General features: G+C 59.0%; 13 protein-coding genes and 3 pseudogenes. 9 read left to right on the top strand and 7 right to left on the bottom strand.

Annotated features, from left to right (window positions below):
* Positions 1-51: 51 nt before the first annotated feature.
* The 5 genes from V3W40_RS29560 to V3W40_RS29580 all read right to left on the bottom strand — a co-directional run bounded on the left by V3W40_RS29560 (position 52) and on the right by V3W40_RS29580 (position 5,764).
* A complete protein-coding gene (locus V3W40_RS29560; protein ID WP_330216191.1) occupies positions 52-1,560 on the bottom strand; it encodes an amino acid ABC transporter permease/ATP-binding protein in 1,509 nt (502 codons plus the stop codon).
* Positions 1,561-1,666: 106 nt separating this feature from the next.
* Complete coding sequence (locus V3W40_RS29565) at positions 1,667-2,470, bottom strand: ABC transporter substrate-binding protein (protein ID WP_074848160.1); 804 nt, start codon at positions 2,468-2,470, stop codon at positions 1,667-1,669.
* A 77-nt stretch (positions 2,471-2,547) separates the two neighbouring features.
* A complete protein-coding gene (locus tag V3W40_RS29570) occupies positions 2,548-3,615 on the bottom strand; it encodes an isopenicillin N synthase family dioxygenase (RefSeq protein ID WP_330216192.1) in 1,068 nt (355 codons plus the stop codon).
* Positions 3,616-3,628: 13 nt separating this feature from the next.
* The gene (locus tag V3W40_RS29575; RefSeq protein ID WP_330216193.1) at positions 3,629-4,480 is read right to left on the bottom strand and encodes a sugar phosphate isomerase/epimerase family protein; all 852 of its coding nucleotides are present in this window, start codon (positions 4,478-4,480) and stop codon (positions 3,629-3,631) included.
* A 243-nt stretch (positions 4,481-4,723) separates the two neighbouring features.
* Complete coding sequence (locus V3W40_RS29580; RefSeq protein WP_330216194.1) at positions 4,724-5,764, bottom strand: zinc-dependent alcohol dehydrogenase family protein; 1,041 nt, start codon at positions 5,762-5,764, stop codon at positions 4,724-4,726.
* 143 nt (positions 5,765-5,907) lie between these two features.
* Here V3W40_RS29580 and V3W40_RS29585 point away from each other — a divergent pair, with 143 nt between their 5' ends.
* The 4 genes from V3W40_RS29585 (at position 5,908) to V3W40_RS29600 (ending at position 8,246) form a co-directional block, all read left to right on the top strand.
* Complete coding sequence (locus tag V3W40_RS29585) at positions 5,908-6,390, top strand: Lrp/AsnC family transcriptional regulator (protein WP_065927454.1); 483 nt, start codon at positions 5,908-5,910, stop codon at positions 6,388-6,390.
* Positions 6,391-6,529: 139 nt separating this feature from the next.
* Positions 6,530-7,069: a kinase inhibitor gene (locus V3W40_RS29590; protein WP_065927455.1), complete on the top strand. Its 540-nt coding sequence runs from the start codon at positions 6,530-6,532 to the stop codon at positions 7,067-7,069.
* 5 nt (positions 7,070-7,074) lie between these two features.
* Entirely contained in the window at positions 7,075-7,893 is an 819-nt protein-coding gene (locus V3W40_RS29595; protein WP_330216195.1) for a helix-turn-helix transcriptional regulator, read from the top strand.
* A 155-nt stretch (positions 7,894-8,048) separates the two neighbouring features.
* Positions 8,049-8,246, top strand: a complete 198-nt coding sequence (locus V3W40_RS29600; protein WP_027606646.1) for a hypothetical protein — start codon at positions 8,049-8,051, stop codon at positions 8,244-8,246.
* 86 nt (positions 8,247-8,332) lie between these two features.
* Here V3W40_RS29600 and V3W40_RS29605 read toward each other — a convergent pair whose 3' ends face one another.
* Positions 8,333-8,938: a cysteine hydrolase gene (locus V3W40_RS29605; protein WP_330216196.1), complete on the bottom strand. Its 606-nt coding sequence runs from the start codon at positions 8,936-8,938 to the stop codon at positions 8,333-8,335.
* 450 nt (positions 8,939-9,388) lie between these two features.
* Here V3W40_RS29605 and V3W40_RS29610 point away from each other — a divergent pair, with 450 nt between their 5' ends.
* The 4 genes and pseudogenes from V3W40_RS29610 to V3W40_RS34970 all read left to right on the top strand — a co-directional run.
* A complete protein-coding gene (locus V3W40_RS29610) occupies positions 9,389-10,501 on the top strand; it encodes an ABC transporter substrate-binding protein (RefSeq protein WP_442962875.1) in 1,113 nt (370 codons plus the stop codon).
* Between the two features lie 1,287 nt (positions 10,502-11,788).
* Positions 11,789-12,838: pseudogene (locus V3W40_RS34960) on the top strand (sensor histidine kinase); the annotation flags it as partial.
* A gap of 213 nt (positions 12,839-13,051) precedes the next feature.
* Positions 13,052-13,387: pseudogene (locus V3W40_RS34965) on the top strand (response regulator transcription factor); the annotation flags it as partial.
* Positions 13,388-13,906: 519 nt separating this feature from the next.
* A pseudogene (locus V3W40_RS34970) lies at positions 13,907-14,251 on the top strand (ATP-binding protein); the annotation flags it as partial.
* Between the two features lie 201 nt (positions 14,252-14,452).
* Here V3W40_RS34970 and V3W40_RS29620 read toward each other — a convergent pair.
* The gene (locus V3W40_RS29620; RefSeq protein WP_065946955.1) at positions 14,453-15,001 is read right to left on the bottom strand and encodes a thioesterase family protein; all 549 of its coding nucleotides are present in this window, start codon (positions 14,999-15,001) and stop codon (positions 14,453-14,455) included.
* A gap of 915 nt (positions 15,002-15,916) precedes the next feature.
* On the opposite strand from V3W40_RS29620, the gene V3W40_RS29625 reads away from it, so the two are divergent.
* Positions 15,917-16,663 (top strand): sulfite exporter TauE/SafE family protein, encoded by a 747-nt coding sequence (locus V3W40_RS29625; protein ID WP_065927463.1) that lies wholly within the window; start codon positions 15,917-15,919, stop codon positions 16,661-16,663.
* Positions 16,664-16,824 lie beyond the last annotated feature (161 nt).

A 16,824-nucleotide genomic window follows, 5' to 3' on the forward strand; every position in this document is an offset into this window, starting at 1 on the left:
GCTGATCAGCGACGCTTGCGTTTCGAGTTTCAGCCCCCACTTACGCCGGGTTCAAACCCGCATGAACGCCTTGATTCTCTCGCCGCACTGATCTGCACGAATCATCCCAGGCGCCGCATCCAGCGCAACCAAGCCGTCTTCCATGAAAACCACCCGGTCGGAAATGGACAGGGCGAAGTCCATCTCGTGGGTCACGATCAGCATGGTCATGCCTTCTTTGGCCAGGTCGCCGATGACCTTGAGCACGTCGCCTACCAGTTCCGGGTCAAGGGCTGACGTCGGCTCATCAAACAGCATGATATGTGGATCCATGGCCAGTGCGCGGGCGATTGCCACGCGTTGTTGCTGCCCCCCAGACAACTGATGCGGATACTTGTGCGCGTGAGCCAGCAGTCCGACCTTGTCCAGCAGGGCGTAGGCGCGCTGCTCGCTGATCAGCTTGTCGCGGCCGTGATAGCGCGGCGCGAGGGTGACGTTGTCGAGAATGGTGCGATGGGGAAACAGGTTGAAGCCCTGGAACACCATGCCGATGTGCTGTACCCCACGGCGTACTTGTTGCGTGTTGGTGTTATCACCGGCGTGGATATAGCTTTCGCCGAACAGAATGATCTCGCCTTGGTCGATGCTTTCCAGGGCGTTGACGGTGCGGATCAGCGAGGTTTTTCCCGAGCCCGACGGGCCGATGATGGAAATCACCTGACCCGCATTTACATCAAGGTTGATGCCCTTGAGCACAGCGTGCTGGCCGTAGCGCTTGTGAATGTCGACCAGTTGCAGGGCGGGTGCCGAGCCAGGCCCGGAGGTTTTCCGAGCGCTTGCCGAAGGAGGGGCGGGTTGTGATGCGCGTAGGCGCCCCATGCTGGTGTCATCCAGCGTCTGGGGGGTGCGGTTGTTGAGTTCCAGGTGGTGCTCCAGCCAATGAAACAGCCAGCCGAGCACGGTCACGATCAGCACGTAATACACCGCCACAGCCGATAGGGTTTCCATCACCAGGAAGTTTTGCGCGTAAAGGCGCTGGCCCACGGTCAACAGTTCGGTCAAGGAAATCACCGAGACCAGTGAGGTCAGTTTCACCACGGTGATGTATTCGTTGATCAGCGTCGGCAGGGAAATGCGGAACGCCTGGGGGATCACGATCAGGCGCTGCAAACCGATCAGGCCGATGCCCAGCGCGCGGCCGGCCTCTTTTTGACCTTTGGCCACGGATATCAAGCCACCACGGTGGATTTCCGCCATATAGGCCGCTTCGGTGACCACCAGGGCCAACAGGCCGGAATAGAACGGGTTGGACAGGACGCCACGGGTGACCGGGAACATCTGCGGCAGGTTATAGACGAACACCACCAATACCAGCAGCGGCACGCTGCGAAAGAACCAGATATAAATCGACGCCGGCACGCTGATCCAGCGCGCGGCCGAAAGCTTGGCCGAAGCCAGCAGGAAGCCCAGCAGCATGCCGATGAACCAGCCCAGCGTGCTGAGCTCCACCACCGTAATGCAGGCTTTCCAGAAGTCCGAGAGCGAAAACAGAGAAAAAAAGTAAGGCCATTCAAATTGCATGTGTCTCTCCAACTGCTGGCGTCGACACAGGCTTTACCTGGGCCGGGCAGTCAAGCGAAAGCCGCCGACTGTGGGAGCGGCAGCGCTCCCACAGGGCTGCACCGGGTCAGTTAGTCGGTTCTTCGAGGTTGTATTTCTTCAACAGGGCGGTGTATTCACCGGAAGCCTTGCTCGCCTCAAAGGCCTTGAGCAGTGCTTGATAGAGCGCGTCGTTGCCTTTCTTGACGTAAATACCCAGCGTCTGCTGATAGATCGAGTGCTCGGTGCTCACCACGACGCGGCCCTTGGTGCGTTCTGCGATCATGCCGGCGGCGCCGTCGATCTCAACCTGAGCCTGCACATTGCCGGAGAGCAGCGCCTGGGTTACCTCCGGTGCGGACGGGAACTCGCTGACCATAATCGCGCCCTTGTTATTCGGGGTGCAGTAGTCGGTCGAGAGCGTGTTGAACTGCGTCACCCACGTGGTGCCTTTTTCCAGGCCGACTTTCAGGCCGCAGAGGTCTTCCGGTACTTTCGGTTTCAGCGGGCTGTCCTTCAGCACCATGATCGCTGCGCCGGTCTTGGCGTAGGGGATGGTTTGCGCTTGCGTCTGCCGCTGGGGCGTGATGTACATGCCGGAGATGATCGCGTCGTAGTGGCCGGCGTTCAGGCTGAGGATCAGGTTGGAAAACTTGGTGTCGACGAAGTCGGCCTTGAGGTCCAGGTGCTTGGCGAGCAGGTGCGCCAGCTCGGGGTCGGAACCGACGACGTTTTTATGTTCGTCGTATGACTCAAAGGGCGGATAGGTGATTTCCATGCCGATCTTGAGTACGCCGGGCGTCACCGTCGTTGCTGCATGGGCGCCGGCCGCACCAAGGAGTGCGACGGCCAGCAGGGTCAAGCGGACAGCATGATTGATTGGATTGCGCATCATCGATGACTCCACGTCGGTAAAGTAGGGTTGGGCGGGTGGTTAAACAGGGCGGTGTGACCAGGCTGAGGGTTGCATCAGGACGCGTCCTGCGCCTGGCTCTTCAAGTGACCGAAACTCGATGGCTTGCGCGCTTTCTCGTACAGCGTGAGTTCGCCCTGTTCGACTTTGCGGCGCAGGTACTGATAGGTCTGCAACGCTTGGCCGAACATGTGCTCACCGATGGTGATTTCCTGGTAATCCCTAGCGCCTTCAAGAAAAGCGCCTTCAAGAAACTGTGGCAGTGGCTTGATCTGCGTATGAAAGTCGCACGCGTAGAAGAGTGGGAAGGCGTAGCGCTCTTCGCTGACGGTTCGCACTCGGTGAGCCGTAGCGACGAACGTACCCGCGGTCATGACCTCCAGCATGTCGCCGATGTTGACCACAAAGGCACCGTCCACGGGCGGCGCATCAATCCATTGGCCTTGATCGTTCATCACCTCGAGGCCTGGCTTGTCGGCAAGCAAAATGGTGAAGCACTCGTAGTCGGTATGCGCACCAATGCCGGGTGCGTCTTGGGCGGCCAGGTCAAAGGGGTAGTGAATCAGGCGCAGTTTCGACGGTGGGCGGGTAACCAGTGCCTCGAAATAGTCCTCTTCCAGGCCCAATGCGAGCGCGAAGCCCTTGAACAGGCGACGCCCCAGCGCAAACACCGCAGCGTAGTACGCTTCGACGGCGGGACGGAAACCCGGCAGGTCCGGCCATTCATTGGCCCCGATCAAGGGGGTCCCGGCCCTGACCAGCGGATCGTCTTCGCCCACTTCAAAACCGATATCGAACGCTTCCTTGTGGTCCGGTTTGCCTTTGGCATAGACCTCTTCGCCTTCAGGCACAAACCCCTTGTGGCTGCGGGAGGTGCCGATGTAATGCTGCATCTTGTACTCAAGAGATTGCGCAAACAGGTCCTTCGCCGCGTGACGCACGCCGTCGATCAGCGACGACTCGATGCCGTGGTTCTTGATGTACAGAAAACCCACTGCGCGGGCGGCGTTACCGAGCTCTTCGGCCACTGCCTGGCGCTGTGTGATGTCGTCGCTGTACAGCCCGGCGATGTCCACCAGCGGAATGCGATTGAAGTTGGCGGCCTTTGGCGTTTGGTCAGGCATGAAGTAACGCTCCTTATCGGGTTGAGGCACCGCTGAAGCGCCGGAAATGCTCGCGCTCGGTATTTGCCATCCATACGTTCAGCGACCACAGGTCGGCCACCGGCACATTGGTGAAGGGCAGGTGATGCAGGTAGCCGTCGGCACCGAACTCCGGCGTCAGCGTGGTGACCTGATAGCCGCGACTTTCCTGGGATCGCCAGATGGCCTCCCAATGCTGCTGATGGAAGGCCAGCGCCTGGGCGTACTCGGGAGCGGCGGGGTGGGGAACCTGGGGCCCCTGGTCATAACCGACCCGGGCTTGAATGTGATGAACGCGCTCGACGAAAGCGCTGAGGTCATCTTCCGGATCGTTGAGCAGGCGCTCGCAGGTGACGACCCAATGACTGATGTCGCTGGTGAAGCGCAGGTCCGGCAGTTGACGAATCAGCTCGAGGGTGACCCAGGGGTTGAACAACGAGCGCGCACGATGGGTTTCAAAGGCGCACACCTGGCCGTGCTTGCGCGCGACGTCCATTGCGCGGCCAAAGAAGTCGACTTGCTGTGCCAGTGGCCAGCGGTCGTTGCCAGCCAGCAGGTTGATGAAGCGCGGCGACAATTCAGCCGCCCAAGCGAGTTTTTTATCGAGGTCCAGAAGGTGTTCGTCGACGCTCGCCGATTGTTGCGGCAGAACATCGTAGGCGCTGAAGACGGTACTGATATAGCTGACATGGTTGGCGCGTAGAAAGGCTGCGAACTCGGCGCGTTCGCTGGCGGTCATGGGCAGGCGGGCTTCCATCCCATCGAACCCGGCCTCAAGCAACTCTTCGAGCGCTTGTGCCTTGCTTGCGGTGTAGCCCCACAACGTTCGGAATACTTCCAATTTCATCGATCTGCTCCAAAGGTGCCTTCGCATGATTGACACAGCGGCGTTTCGGCGTGGACCGAAACGCACAAAAAACGGCAGTGACAATCAGAAAAGGCAATCTTCGGGCCCCATCTCTGTGGAAAGGCTCCTTTGTTGCCGCCAATAGTAGGGAGGGGCGCTTGGCGGAAAGAATAGGGAAGTGCAAATAGATAGTTCAGAGATTTCTAAACTATTGTTCAGTGCGGCTCAGGGTGGCGTCATGGGTTAAAACTCGGTTATGACGGTTACCCCTGCCGTCTCGAAGCGGTCCATGTTCGTCAACGCGTCGATGGACTGTTCCAGGCTGATGGTTTTACCCACGAGTTTTTCAGGCGCCAGCTTGCCTGAGGTGATCATCTCGATCATGGCGCCATAGCGATGCGCCTGCATGCCGTGGCTACCGTAGATCTCAAGCTCATGGGCGATAACCTTGCTCATGGGGATCGCCGGCGTGGCGTGATCAGCGAGCATCAGCCCGACCTGGACGTGCTTGCCGCGACGGCGCAGGTTGTTGATGGAGTTGAAACAGGTGGTTGGGTGGCCCAAGGCGTCCAGCGAGACGTGGGCACCGCCCTGGGTGATTTCCAGCACGGCTTCGGTGACGTCTGCGACGTACTGGGCATTAATGGTGGCGACAGCGCCGAGGGCGCGCGCCAGATCGAGTTTTTCCTGGGAAATATCGATGGCGATCACGTTCGCGCCAATGGCCTGGGCGATCATCACCGCAGACAGGCCTACACCTCCGCAGCCGTGAACCGCGACCCACTGACCGGCGCTGACGTTGCCTTGGTCGACGACTGCACGGAACGAGGTGGCGAAGCGACAACCCAGGCTTGCGGCGGTAGCGAAGTCCATGCTCTCAGGCAGCGGGACCAGGTTCAGATCGGCCTGGTGGATGCCGACGTACTCGGCAAAAGACCCCCAATGAGTGAAGCCTGGCTGGAATTGCGTGTGGCACACCTGCTGATTGCCGCTGTTGCACTGCGCACAGGCACCACAGCCACCCACGAACGGCACGGTCACCCGGTCGCCGACCTTCCACCGCGTGACGCCGTGGCCCACCTCGGCCACGATGCCCGCCAGCTCATGACCCGGTACATGGGGCAGTTCAATGTCGGGGTCATGACCTTTCCAGCCATGCCAGTCGCTGCGGCACACCCCGGTGCCAAGCACCTGGATCACCACGCCATGACGTTCCGGGGATGGATCGGCCACGTTCATCAGGCGCGGCGGTTTGGAAAAGGCTTCGTAGACGACTGCTTTCATTCAAATTACCTCGGCTTGGAGGGGCGATTCAGGCATTGCCATTATGAATGAGCGCCTTGAAATTACCTTTCAAGTTGCAATTGACCGAGCGCAAGAATTGAAATTAACCTTCATTTTTAAGCCTGAATTTGAGGGGTTATTTCATGGTTGAGCAGCTCGATAAAGCGGACATTGCAATATCGGAGCGTTTGCAGCGGGACGGCAAGCTGTCGAATGTCAAGCTGGCCGAGCAGCTGTCCCTCAGCGAAGCGTCCTGTTGGCGCAAGCAAAGACGGCTGGAAGAATGCGGGGTGATCGAGGGATACCAAGCCATTCTCAATCGAAAGAAACTCGGGCTGGGCCTGAAGGCGTTTGTCCAGATCTCCTGCACGGATCACAGCGAAGAAGCCACGGCAACGTTTGAAAAGATTATCCAGGCGGCCCCGCAGGTATTGAGTTGCCATAACACAACGGGGGAGGCGGACTTTCTACTTGAGGTGGTTGCACGGGACCTGGACAGCTATAGCCGCTTTGTCGAAACAGTGCTGAGGAAGCTCCCTGGGGTTTCAAGTATTCGCTCGAACCTCTCCCTGCGGGAGATGAAGACCACTCATCGACTGCCCGTCAGCGAGCTCTTGAGCATCTGAAGGCTGTCGGGCACGTCGAGAACCATCGTTCGTCCGGACAATCGAGCATTTCGGCACTGTTATCGAGCATTTCGGCACAGTCTCCCGGTTTTGTTCAACCTAGACTCGAGCTTCACTTCAAGACTCAGCTGGAGCCGCAATGAACATCAGATTAATCCTGCCTGCACTCTCCATGGCCGTCACACTCAGTGGCTACGCTGCGGATTTCTCACTGACCAGCCGGGATATTGCTGACAACCGCCCGCTGACCCGTCGCGAAGTGTTCCAGGGCTTCGGTTGCGAAGGTGGCAACACGTCTCCTGAGCTTTCGTGGAAAAACGCCCCCGCAGGGACTAAAAGCTACGCGATCACCGTTTACGATCCCGATGCCCCCACCGGCAGCGGTTGGTGGCATTGGACGGTGGTCAACCTGCCAGCCTCCACCCATAGTTTGCCCAGCGGCGTGGGGGCAAACCTGCCTGCGGGTGCAGTACAAGGGCGAACCGATTATGGCCAGCCGGGGTTCGGTGGCGCTTGCCCTCCTGTCGGCGATAAACCCCATCGCTATCAATTCACCGTGTGGGCCTTGAAAGTCGATAAGCTACCGCTCGACAACCAGGCCAGCGGAGCCTTGGTCGGTTACATGCTCAACGCCAACGTCCTGGCCAAAGCGACCATTACTTCAACTTACGGACGTTAAGAACCATGCGCCCTTGTGACGGCATACAGCACCGGGAAAATATTATCGATGCCTGTGTCATACGGGCGCGACATGCCCTTACCTTGCCCAGGGTGCCGGTGTTCGTGACCACCTTGTGTCGAGTGCGGCAGGGGGAAAAACTGTTGCAATGGGATGACCGGGAAATGCGCGCAGGGCCTCGGCATCTGATTCTGATGCCGGCCGGGCGCGAGCTGGGTATCTCAAACTTCCCCGGCCCTCAGGGTCACTACATCGCCGATGCGGTGACCTTTCCCGTCTCGACATTGCGTCAATTCAGCAGCCGATATAGCCAGCAGATCAAGAGTGGTCGCGGTGCACTGAAGAGCGATCTATGCGTTCCCCTGGACAGGCACACGACCCAGGCATGGGAGCAGTTGCTGGTCGCCATCAATGCAAACGCCCCGCAGGCACTCTGCACACATTATGGGGAAGCGGTGCTGCTGAGCCTAAGCCTTGGCGGCCAGGCCGGACCTCTGCTGATGGGGCGCAACGATCCCTTGTGCGAGCGGGTGCAGCAGCTGGTAATGGCCAGCCCGGAGAGAGACTGGACGGTTGCGAGCATCGCACAGCACATGAACCTGGGGGAGTCGACCTTGCGTCGCCAACTGGCGAACGAAGGGAATAGTTTCAGGAATATTCTGGAGGGCGTTCGACTGGCGACAGCATTACAACGGCTGCAAACAACGTCTCGCCCGATCGGTGAAATTGCCGGCGCCTGCGGCTACGCCTCGGCCTCACGTTTTGCCGTGCGCTTTCGCTCACACTATGGCCTGTCACCCCGTGAGTTGCGGGCAGCGATTTGAGCATTTGCGGGAGGGCTTTCCCTAGTCTGCCGGCCGGCAGTGTCAACTTGTGCCAGCCTGGGCGCGTCCATTCGTCTGTTGCCCGGCACTCTGGGGGGCATGGTGTTTCTCAACCTTAAGCACGGATATCCCGAGCCCAAGAACGGAGAGCCAGCATGGAAATCAATGAGAATGCCCCGGGCAACATTTCACAGCAGGCTGTTACGCGCGGCACGGACAACGAGACAGGGCACGACCCGAAGCGTGATGAGGATAAGATCCCGCTGCCGCCGGACGACGATGCACCCCTTGAGGAGGATATGTCTGATGTGGACGCTGCCGATTCAGTGGCGAGCGAGCACCCTGACAACTGAGGTGTTTCAGATCAACGAACCCGGCCGGGGTGTCGCAGGTGGCTGGGAATCCGAAGGCGGCTGTAAAGCCGCCTTCTGGGCGATGGCTACCGGGCGTTCAGCCCGTCGAGAAACTCGGTGTGTTGCAACGTCCTGGAAAACATCGGCAGCGTGAAGCGTTCTGCGGCCTGTTGTTGTTCGTCGGTGAAGGTCGCGGTGCAATCGATCAGGGTCACCACGTTATAGCCCTTCTCATAACCTGATCGTACCGTGCCTTCGACACAGCAATTGGTCAGGAAGCCCGCCACCACCAGGGTCTGGATGCCGTTGTTGCGCAGCACCAGGTCCAGGCCCGTGGTGGCGAAACCGTCCAGCCCGCGCTTGCCCTCCACGAGGATGTCGCCGTCTTCCCGGGTAATCGCCTCGCTGATGTCGGCACCCCAACTGCCGGTGCGAAAGGCGCTGCCATCGGCAACGCCCTTGAGAATCCCGTAGTCGCGGGTGGTCAGCTCCGGGTAGCCCTCGGCGAACTGGATCGGCAGGTGGATGATCTTCACGCCGAGCGCGCGCGCCTGTTCAACCGTGGTGGCGGTGTTCCCGAGCATATTGGACGTGTGCATGACGTCTTTGACGGCGTCATGGAACACGCCGCCTTGGGTGGTGAAATCGTTCTGGTATTCGATCAGGACCAGGGCGGTGGTGTGTGGGTTCATGTCGGGTCTCCGATAAGTGGGTCGAGCAACAAGCGTAGAACAGCAGGCAGGGTTGAGTGGGGCGGCAGTCAAACACAAAACTATGGCTCGGAACGCCGCATCCGTTCACAGACCGCGAGCAAAGCGGGCACTTTGATACTATGCTCATTGCCAATGCGAGCCATCTACGGGTTTCAATGTTCGGCCGCCAAGGGCACCGACCCTGGCAAAATCATTGACGTTGGCCAGCAGCCTTGTATCGGCAAGACAGCCGGTGGGCGGGCTTCAGGCGTTTTCAACGGCTCACGCAACAACCCGCACGCGGCATACAGGGAAACGTTCAATGCCTGCCTCAAACCTCACCTGCTCGAAAATCTCCAATGTGGGGGCCAACGGCTCCAACCAGAACACGCCGTCGATCCAGGCTGTAAGCCGGTACGGGTGGATGACTGTTGGTAAATGCCAAGCACGATGGAGAACAGCATGAACACCCAGTCGATCCACAAGACCTTGGGGCGCTTCGCCGGCTGCGTGGCGGGGCTGGCGATAGTTGCCGCCAATCCGGCCCAGGCTGCCGCCGACGGCATCGCCAGCGGCCCTACCGCGAGCTACAGCATTGCCTTCAGCAATTCCTACGCAGGTAGCGATTTTCGCAAGGTGATGGTGCGCAACTGGCAGGAAATTGCGCTCCAGGCGCAAAAGGAGGGCTTGATCCGTGAGGCTCCCGTCATCAGCGCCAATAACTCGGCTTCGGAACAGGCGGCTCATATCCAGGACATGATCGTCAAGGGCGTCGATGCCATCGTGATCCTCGCTGCCTCCGACACGGCCCTCAACGGGGTGATCCGCGATGCCTGCAACGCCGGCATCGTGGTGGTCGTCATGGCCAGCCTGGTCACCGAGCCCTGTGTCTATACCGTGGATTACAACTGGTCCGCCATGGGCCGTGTGGAAATGGACTACATCGCCGAGCGCCTGAAGGGCAACGGGACATTACTGGAGATCCGTGGCATCGCTGGCGATGCCACGGATAAAAACATCAGCGATGGCATTCGCAAGGCCGCCAGCGACTATCCGGGCCTGAAATTCGTCAAGACCGTATACGGGAACTGGACGGCTTCTGTCGCCCGCAGGGAGGTGACGCTGGCGCTGCCGTCGCTGCCCGCCATTGATGCCGTGGCTACCCAGGGTGGCGACGGATATGGTGCGGCCATGGCGTTCAAGGCGGCGGGACGCCCTTTGCCGATCATTGTGATGGGGAACCGTCAGGACGAACTTGCCCTGTGGAAACAGGAACGCGATGCCAATGGCTACGAGACCGTCTCTGTCTCTGCCTCCCCGAGCGTCTCCCAGATGGGGTTCTGGGTGGCCCAGCAGATACTGGCGGGCAAGCAGGTGCCGAAGTTCGTCGAGGTGCCGCTGGTACGTATTGATGCCAAGGACCTGGACGCCTGGCTTGCCACTATGCCGGTGGGCGGTGCCGCCAATCCGTTCTACGGCCAGGCTTCCGTTGCGGCGATGATCGATGCGGCCATCAACCATACGGCGCCGCCGGCGCCTTTGCCGGAGGTGACGAAACAGTAGCGGCGGGCTAGGAGGCGAGGCCCCATGTTGACATTCAAATCAGCCACGGCCAGGCCTATTGCGGTCAGGATCGGCCTGGCGGTTGCCGCACTGGTGTTGCTGATGCTGGCGGTATCGCTCGTGAACCTCTACGGCCTGCGAGGCATGGTACGTGCGGTGGATTCCGCCAGCCATTCCGCGGAAATTCTGGCCTCGGTCAACGGGGCTACCGGGCGGGTGGAAAACTTCATTGCCACCCGCGACCAGGACAGCGTGTCCCAGGCCGAAGGCTTGGTCGCGACCGCTATCAACGGCCTTAACGCCATCCCGGCGGCAGAGGCGCAATCGCTCAAGGGCAGCCTGGAGAGGCTCGCTGCGGCGATCGCGTCCTTGCGGGTGGCGACGCTGACCATGGATGGCGAAACCGAGAATATGACCGCCCATTACGCCCGGATGCGAGAGGCGACGGCCCTCGTTGAACAGGGTATCGCCGATGGGCTGAAGGGTCTGGACTCCCGCGCCGCCGACCACCAGGCGCGGGTGAGCAACGCCCAGAGCGCCCATCGCATCCTGGATATCCTGCGCAACGGCGAACGCATCATTACCGCCAATGTGGCCCAGGTGCTGGTGAGCGGTGATGGTGCGGCCGCCACTGCGGCGCGCAACGCCTGTGCGGCGCTGCCGCCTGTGGTCGAGCAATTGCGTGAGTTGATGGGCGCGCCGCAACAGGTGGAGACCCTGGAGCAGTTGGCGACGGCGGTGGCTGCAGCCAGCCTGGCGCTCGAGCAGCTTGGCGAGGCTCCCAGGCTCCGGGGCGGCGAGGCTTTGCGGCATCTGGGGGCTGTTGGAGGCGTGGCAGAGCGCCTTGAAGTCATGTTGGCTGAAGTGGACGAGCACATTGCCCATGACGCCAGTGACATTCAGGCCGCCATCGGTTTGCTGCAAAACGCCGCCGCGTTGTCCAAGCGTTTCGCCGAACGTGTTGCCACCCTGGAAGCGCAGACCTTGTCGTTTCGCCTGGCGCCGTCGGCCGAGGTCGCCAGTTCTGTAGGCGTCATCCTCGATGAACTCTCCCGTCTCGCCCGGGTTCTGCCTTCGTCTGTGGGGCAGCAGGCCAACGCTGAGCCCCTGACGGTCAGCGATCAGATTGTTGGCTACCGGGCGGCATTTGCCGGGTTCCATCAGGCGAGCAACGCCTTGGGCGACGCGCGCGACCAGGTTCGTATCGAGGCACGCAGCGCTGGCCTGTTGGTTGCGCGCTTCGCAGGCGAAGCGCGTTCAGACGCCTTGGTCCACAAGGATCGCGGCATGCTGGCGACAATAGTCGCTGGCGCCGTCGCCATCCTGCTGGCCGGAGCCATCGCCTGGAGCACCTCGCGGTTTGTCGCGCAGCCCATCGTCGCCCTGGCTTCGGTCATGCGCCGGCTGGCTGCCGGTGACTTGACCGCCGAAATCGCCAGTGCTGGACGCGGCGATGAGATTGGGATCATGACTCGCGCCGTCCGGGTGTTCCAGGAGAATGCCTTGCGCATCCGGGTGCTGGAGGCCGAGGCCGAAGCCGAAAGACAGCAGGTACAGGCCTCTCTGGAGAGAATGGTCGCCGAGCGGACCGACACGCTGCACCGACAGACCGAGGTGCTGGAGGCGCAGGCGGTTGCACTTATTCAGGCGCGCAACCAGGCCGAGACGGCCAACCAGGCAAAGAGTGATTTCGTCGCCACGGTCAGCCACGAACTGCGCACCCCTTTGACCCTTATTCTCGCCCCGTTGGAGCAGCTCTCGGTGGCGATCACGCCGCCGGCGGACTGGCGCGTGCAAATCGAGCGCGCACAACGAAACGCACTGCGCCTGATGAACCGCGTGAACGATATCCTTGACTTCTCCAAGGCCGAAGCAGGCAAGTTTGAGCTGTGTCCGGCGCCCGTTGATTTGAACAAGGCGGTGGGTGTGCTGGCCGAGGACGCCGCCATGGTGGCCAAGGGCAAAGGCTGCACGTTGACCTGCAGCATCGATCCTGCCCTCGGCACCGTGTTCCTGGACCCCCGACACTTTGAGAAGATTCTGCTCAACCTGGTGAGTAATGCCATCAAGTTCACCTCTGCTGGCGGTACGGTGCATCTGGCAGTCACTGCGCTTGATGACGAGCGATTTGAGCTCGCGGTGCAAGACTCGGGCATTGGCATCGCGCCTGACAAATTACCCCTGCTGTTCCAGCGTTTTTCCCAGATCGACAATTCCGCCACGCGGCATTACAGCGGTACAGGCATCGGCCTGGCCCTGGTCAAGGATCTGGTCGAACTGATGGGGGGCGAAGTCAGCGTCAACAGTGAGCCTGGAAAGGGGTCGTGCTTCCTTGTTCGATTTCCTCGAGGAACCGAGCAAAACACGGTGCCGACCGAAGCCGGTCATCTGCATGAGGGATCGTCATCCACCGCAATGATCACAACCGAGCAGCGCCACTTGCTGTTCGACGACGGCCGCCGTGGCAGTAGCAACGACCAGGCGTCCATGGGCGATGCAGACAACGAGCAGCACCCGGAACGCACCTCGCAGTCCAGGGTCCTGGTGGTCGATGACAGCCCGGAAATGCTTGGCTACCTCAGCGAGCTTTTGCGCGACGACTACAGCGTCGTCACCGCCGCTGATGGAGAGCAGGCCTGGGCCATGCTGCAGCGTCAACCGATCAATGTCGTTCTCTCGGATGTGATGATGCCGGAGCTTGACGGCTTTGGCCTGACCGCCAGAATCAAGGCGAGCGCCGGTTTTGCCCATCTGCCCGTCATCCTGTTGACCGCCCGCGGCGGCAGCGAGGCTTGCATCTCCGGGCTGGAGAGTGGCGCCGATGACTATATCGCCAAACCTTTCTCGCCATTGGAGCTCAAGGCTCGCGTACGCGCGGCGCTACGCATGAGCCAGGTGCAATCCGAACTGAATGCGAAATCCCGTCAGGCGGGCATGGCCGAGATCGCCACGACGGTGCTGCACAATGTCGGCAACGTCCTCAACAGCGTGAACGTTTCGGCCGAGTTGGTCAGCAGCCAGATGCGCACCTCCAAGGCCCAGGGCCTGGGCAAGGTGGCGCAGATGATGAACGAACACATCCATGAGCTGAGCGATTTTCTCACCCAGGACCAGAGGGGAAAGATGCTGCCCGACTACCTGCTCAAGCTGGCGCAGGCGGTGGCGGCAGAGCAGCAGGGCATCATCGAAGAGCTCGAGCAACTCACCAAAGGCATTGACCACATCAAGACCATTGTCGCTGCCCAGCAGTCCTATGCCGTTGCCGTCAGTGTCGTCGAGACAATACCGGTCTCGGAATTAATCGATGATGCCTGGCGCATGAGTGCCGGCTCACGGATGAATCAGGAGGTGACGGTGGTCAAGGACATTGCCGACTTGCCCCTGCTCTCGCTGGACCGGCACCGGGTGCTGCTGATTCTGGTAAACCTGATCAGAAACGCCAGGCAGGCGTTGGACGGCGTGGTCGATCGCAGCCCGTGCATCACGTTCAGCGCCTCCCTCATCGGTGACGGGGCAGTCTTGCGTATCACGGTGGCCGACAATGGCAACGGGATTACGCCAGAGCACCTGACGCGTATCTTTTCCCATGGCTTCACGACTCGCAAAGACGGTCACGGTTTCGGCCTGCACAGCTGCGCGCTCGCCGCGCAGGAAATGGGTGGCAGCTTGACCGTGCACAGTGACGGGGAAGGGCAGGGCGCAACCTTCATCCTCGAGATCCCTCTTGATGCGCAGCAGGGCAAGCGATGAGTATCGAACCATTCCAGAGTGATAGATCGGTAGTGCGTCGTTTTCGATTGGCCCGGCAGACTCGATGGGGTCGCCATCACCGCATGAGTGGCCGGGGGGCAGGGGGGGATGCGCATCAACCAAGCTTAATAGGTTGCGTTAATTTACGGTTAAGGCAGGTAAACCAATAGCGCACTGGTCACGGGCTGACTGCACGTCAAGTCAATCATTGGTGCTTTCTTCATCCCTGAGTTGCCGACTCATGGCATCGCAGCTCTGCGACCACGAGGTCAGCCATTCCGGCATCTCTGGCGACCGTTCGGGCAGTCCCAGTTCTCGAACAAACTCGCTTGGCGGAACAATACCTTTCGCTGAACGGAATAGACCTCGCATTACGACAACGCCGATCACTCTGCCTTTACTCACAAATCGATGCTCCATGAAGCTCCACTTGTCGTCCCAGCCAAGCATCCTTGTGTGGATTTCAAACGCTTCAAACAGTCTAAGCTCACGACGAAATTTACCCCAAGTGTCTCCGACGATGGGCAGCGCCTTTGCTCTAATAGCTACTCGATAGGCGCCACTGCGCAAAACGAAATCCATGCGTCCGACATCGGCCAGGGTGAAATATCGGCCGTTGGTGACATGTCGATTGAAGTCGAGGTCCAGTGGCCAGACGCGCATTCGGATAACGGTCGAATCCAGCGCTTTTGCCGGTTTGCGCCAAGGTCGACGAAGCAGCATGAGGAGAAGTCGAAACCAGAGATTCATACAGACGCCGATAGTTGAATGATTGGCGTACTTTAAAGTGCTGAGGGCTGAGCCAGGTAGGTCCCTAAATGACTTAATTCTGCGCAAAAGTACATTCCGATCACTCATTCTATGGTTTAAGTCTTTCGAGCGGGTTTCGCAGGCCTCTATCGCGCTATCTGCGGCCTGTGGTTTTCGCGACCTTTGTCTACCATCTACGCTCCAGGCTGCTGTCTGCGGTCGAAAATCGATTCAGTAAAATCTGCTGGACGGCTTTTAATCAGTGCCATCTATCTCAGGTCCTCTGTTAGATTAAATATATATAGCTTGCCGAGTGCAAAGCTGTTGGAAGTTATAAAAGGGTTGAGATGTCAGGAAGTACTCTGCCTTGTGCGAAAAAGTGTCATAAATAAAATTTCTTTTGATTCAATTGGCGAGAGCAGGCAGTCAGTAATTTAAGAAAGTCAATATGCGAAGTCATGAAATTTTATTCATATGGGTGGCTGAGGAACCCTGATTTGCGATGCTTGATATTGCTGCAACCCTTCAAGTACATTTCATTTGATTTCCAGTATCAACGCTCACCGACAGGAAGTTATCCTATGCCTGCGCGTATCAAGATGATATTGATGCGGTTGCGGCGACAGGAGCACACTGGATAGGCATATTTGCTGGTATCAATGAAACGTCACAGAAATATCGAATTAGAAAATCAAAAGCACAGATACAAGATCTCATTAAACGACGTGTGCTGTATGCAAAATCACTGGGCCTGAAAGTTCGCTACGCCGCCCGATTATCGGCGAGTACAGCTTCGTACATACCGCAAAGCTTCATGTGACCGCCAGCTCCCGAAATAGAAACTGCTATCACTGGATAGACCCGGTTTACTTGAGCGAGTAAGCCGTGCCATGAATCTTATGCGAGCACCTCAACATGATGGGTCATGAGTGGTTGACAGGCGTCGGTCTGATTTTCCTCGGAATAATAACGGGATTCGTCGGGACCAACACCGGTGGGAGTGTTTTTTTGACCGTTCCGGTGATGATCTGGCTGGGGATTGCACCTCAGTCGTCGATCGCCACTGCGCGCCTGGCCTCGGTAGGCACCATGTTTGCCGGCCTGCGGCACTTCCATAACCAGGGAAAGGTCGATTATGCGCTGGCCTTTCCAGCTGCGGTACTGGGGTTGGTTGGGGCTCTGGCAGGCGCGAGCCTGCTTCTTCAAATAGATCCCGCGCTGCTGCACAAGGTAATTGGCGGGCTGACATTGCTGCTCGTCGCACTGTCCTTTATAAAAAAACCTAGTAGCGGCGAAACACCTCCCTCAGCGATCAGACGTCTGTTTGGTTATATCCTCTTTATACCCGTAGGAATGATCGGCGGGCTATTTGGTGGGCAAGCCAAACTCTCGACGTATTTGTTCATTATCTTTTTCAGAAAAACCATCAGCGAATCGGTGGGGACCCGCAAAGTCGGTGGGCTGGTTCTCTCCGCGGGATCATTACTGATTTTCGGCGTCAGCGGCATCATTGACTGGCAGTACGGATGTTGTTTGATTATTGGCACGCTATTGGGTGCAAATGCCGGCGCGAAGTTTGCCTTGAAGAAGGGCGACCAGTGGATGGAGGCAGTTTTCAATCTAGTCGTGGTCGCGTTGGCATTGAGGATGCTGTTCTGGTGACCAGATTGGATGGGTACTCGCAAATACGTAAATGGTCTCACCTGTTTGCCAAGCCTTCATCCACAAATGGTCATGTCCTGTCTTTTATGTATTCGATCTCACAGGGTGTAGGCGCAAGCTTTGGGTTTTGCTTGCCTGGCGGCGGTATCAGGGAGTGCCAT

It is taken from the genome of Pseudomonas sp. AM8, from assembly GCF_036346475.1.
Classification (GTDB): domain Bacteria; phylum Pseudomonadota; class Gammaproteobacteria; order Pseudomonadales; family Pseudomonadaceae; genus Aquipseudomonas; species Aquipseudomonas marginalis.

Coding starts and splice junctions, on each gene's coding strand:
- V3W40_RS29570 (WP_330216192.1), bottom strand. CDS start 3,615: ATGCCTGACCAAACGCCAAAGGCCGCCAACTTCAATCGCATTCCGCTG.
- V3W40_RS29620 (WP_065946955.1), bottom strand. CDS start 15,001: ATGAATCTCTGGTTTCGACTTCTCCTCATGCTGCTTCGTCGACCTTGG.
- V3W40_RS29610 (WP_442962875.1), top strand. CDS start 9,389: ATGGAGAACAGCATGAACACCCAGTCGATCCACAAGACCTTGGGGCGC.
- V3W40_RS29565 (WP_074848160.1), bottom strand. CDS start 2,470: ATGCGCAATCCAATCAATCATGCTGTCCGCTTGACCCTGCTGGCCGTC.
- V3W40_RS29625 (WP_065927463.1), top strand. CDS start 15,917: ATGATGGGTCATGAGTGGTTGACAGGCGTCGGTCTGATTTTCCTCGGA.
- V3W40_RS29595 (WP_330216195.1), top strand. CDS start 7,075: ATGCGCCCTTGTGACGGCATACAGCACCGGGAAAATATTATCGATGCC.
- V3W40_RS29580 (WP_330216194.1), bottom strand. CDS start 5,764: ATGAAAGCAGTCGTCTACGAAGCCTTTTCCAAACCGCCGCGCCTGATG.
- V3W40_RS29590 (WP_065927455.1), top strand. CDS start 6,530: ATGAACATCAGATTAATCCTGCCTGCACTCTCCATGGCCGTCACACTC.
- V3W40_RS29605 (WP_330216196.1), bottom strand. CDS start 8,938: ATGAACCCACACACCACCGCCCTGGTCCTGATCGAATACCAGAACGAT.
- V3W40_RS29575 (WP_330216193.1), bottom strand. CDS start 4,480: ATGAAATTGGAAGTATTCCGAACGTTGTGGGGCTACACCGCAAGCAAG.
- V3W40_RS29560 (WP_330216191.1), bottom strand. CDS start 1,560: ATGCAATTTGAATGGCCTTACTTTTTTTCTCTGTTTTCGCTCTCGGAC.
- V3W40_RS29585 (WP_065927454.1), top strand. CDS start 5,908: ATGGTTGAGCAGCTCGATAAAGCGGACATTGCAATATCGGAGCGTTTG.
- V3W40_RS29600 (WP_027606646.1), top strand. CDS start 8,049: ATGGAAATCAATGAGAATGCCCCGGGCAACATTTCACAGCAGGCTGTT.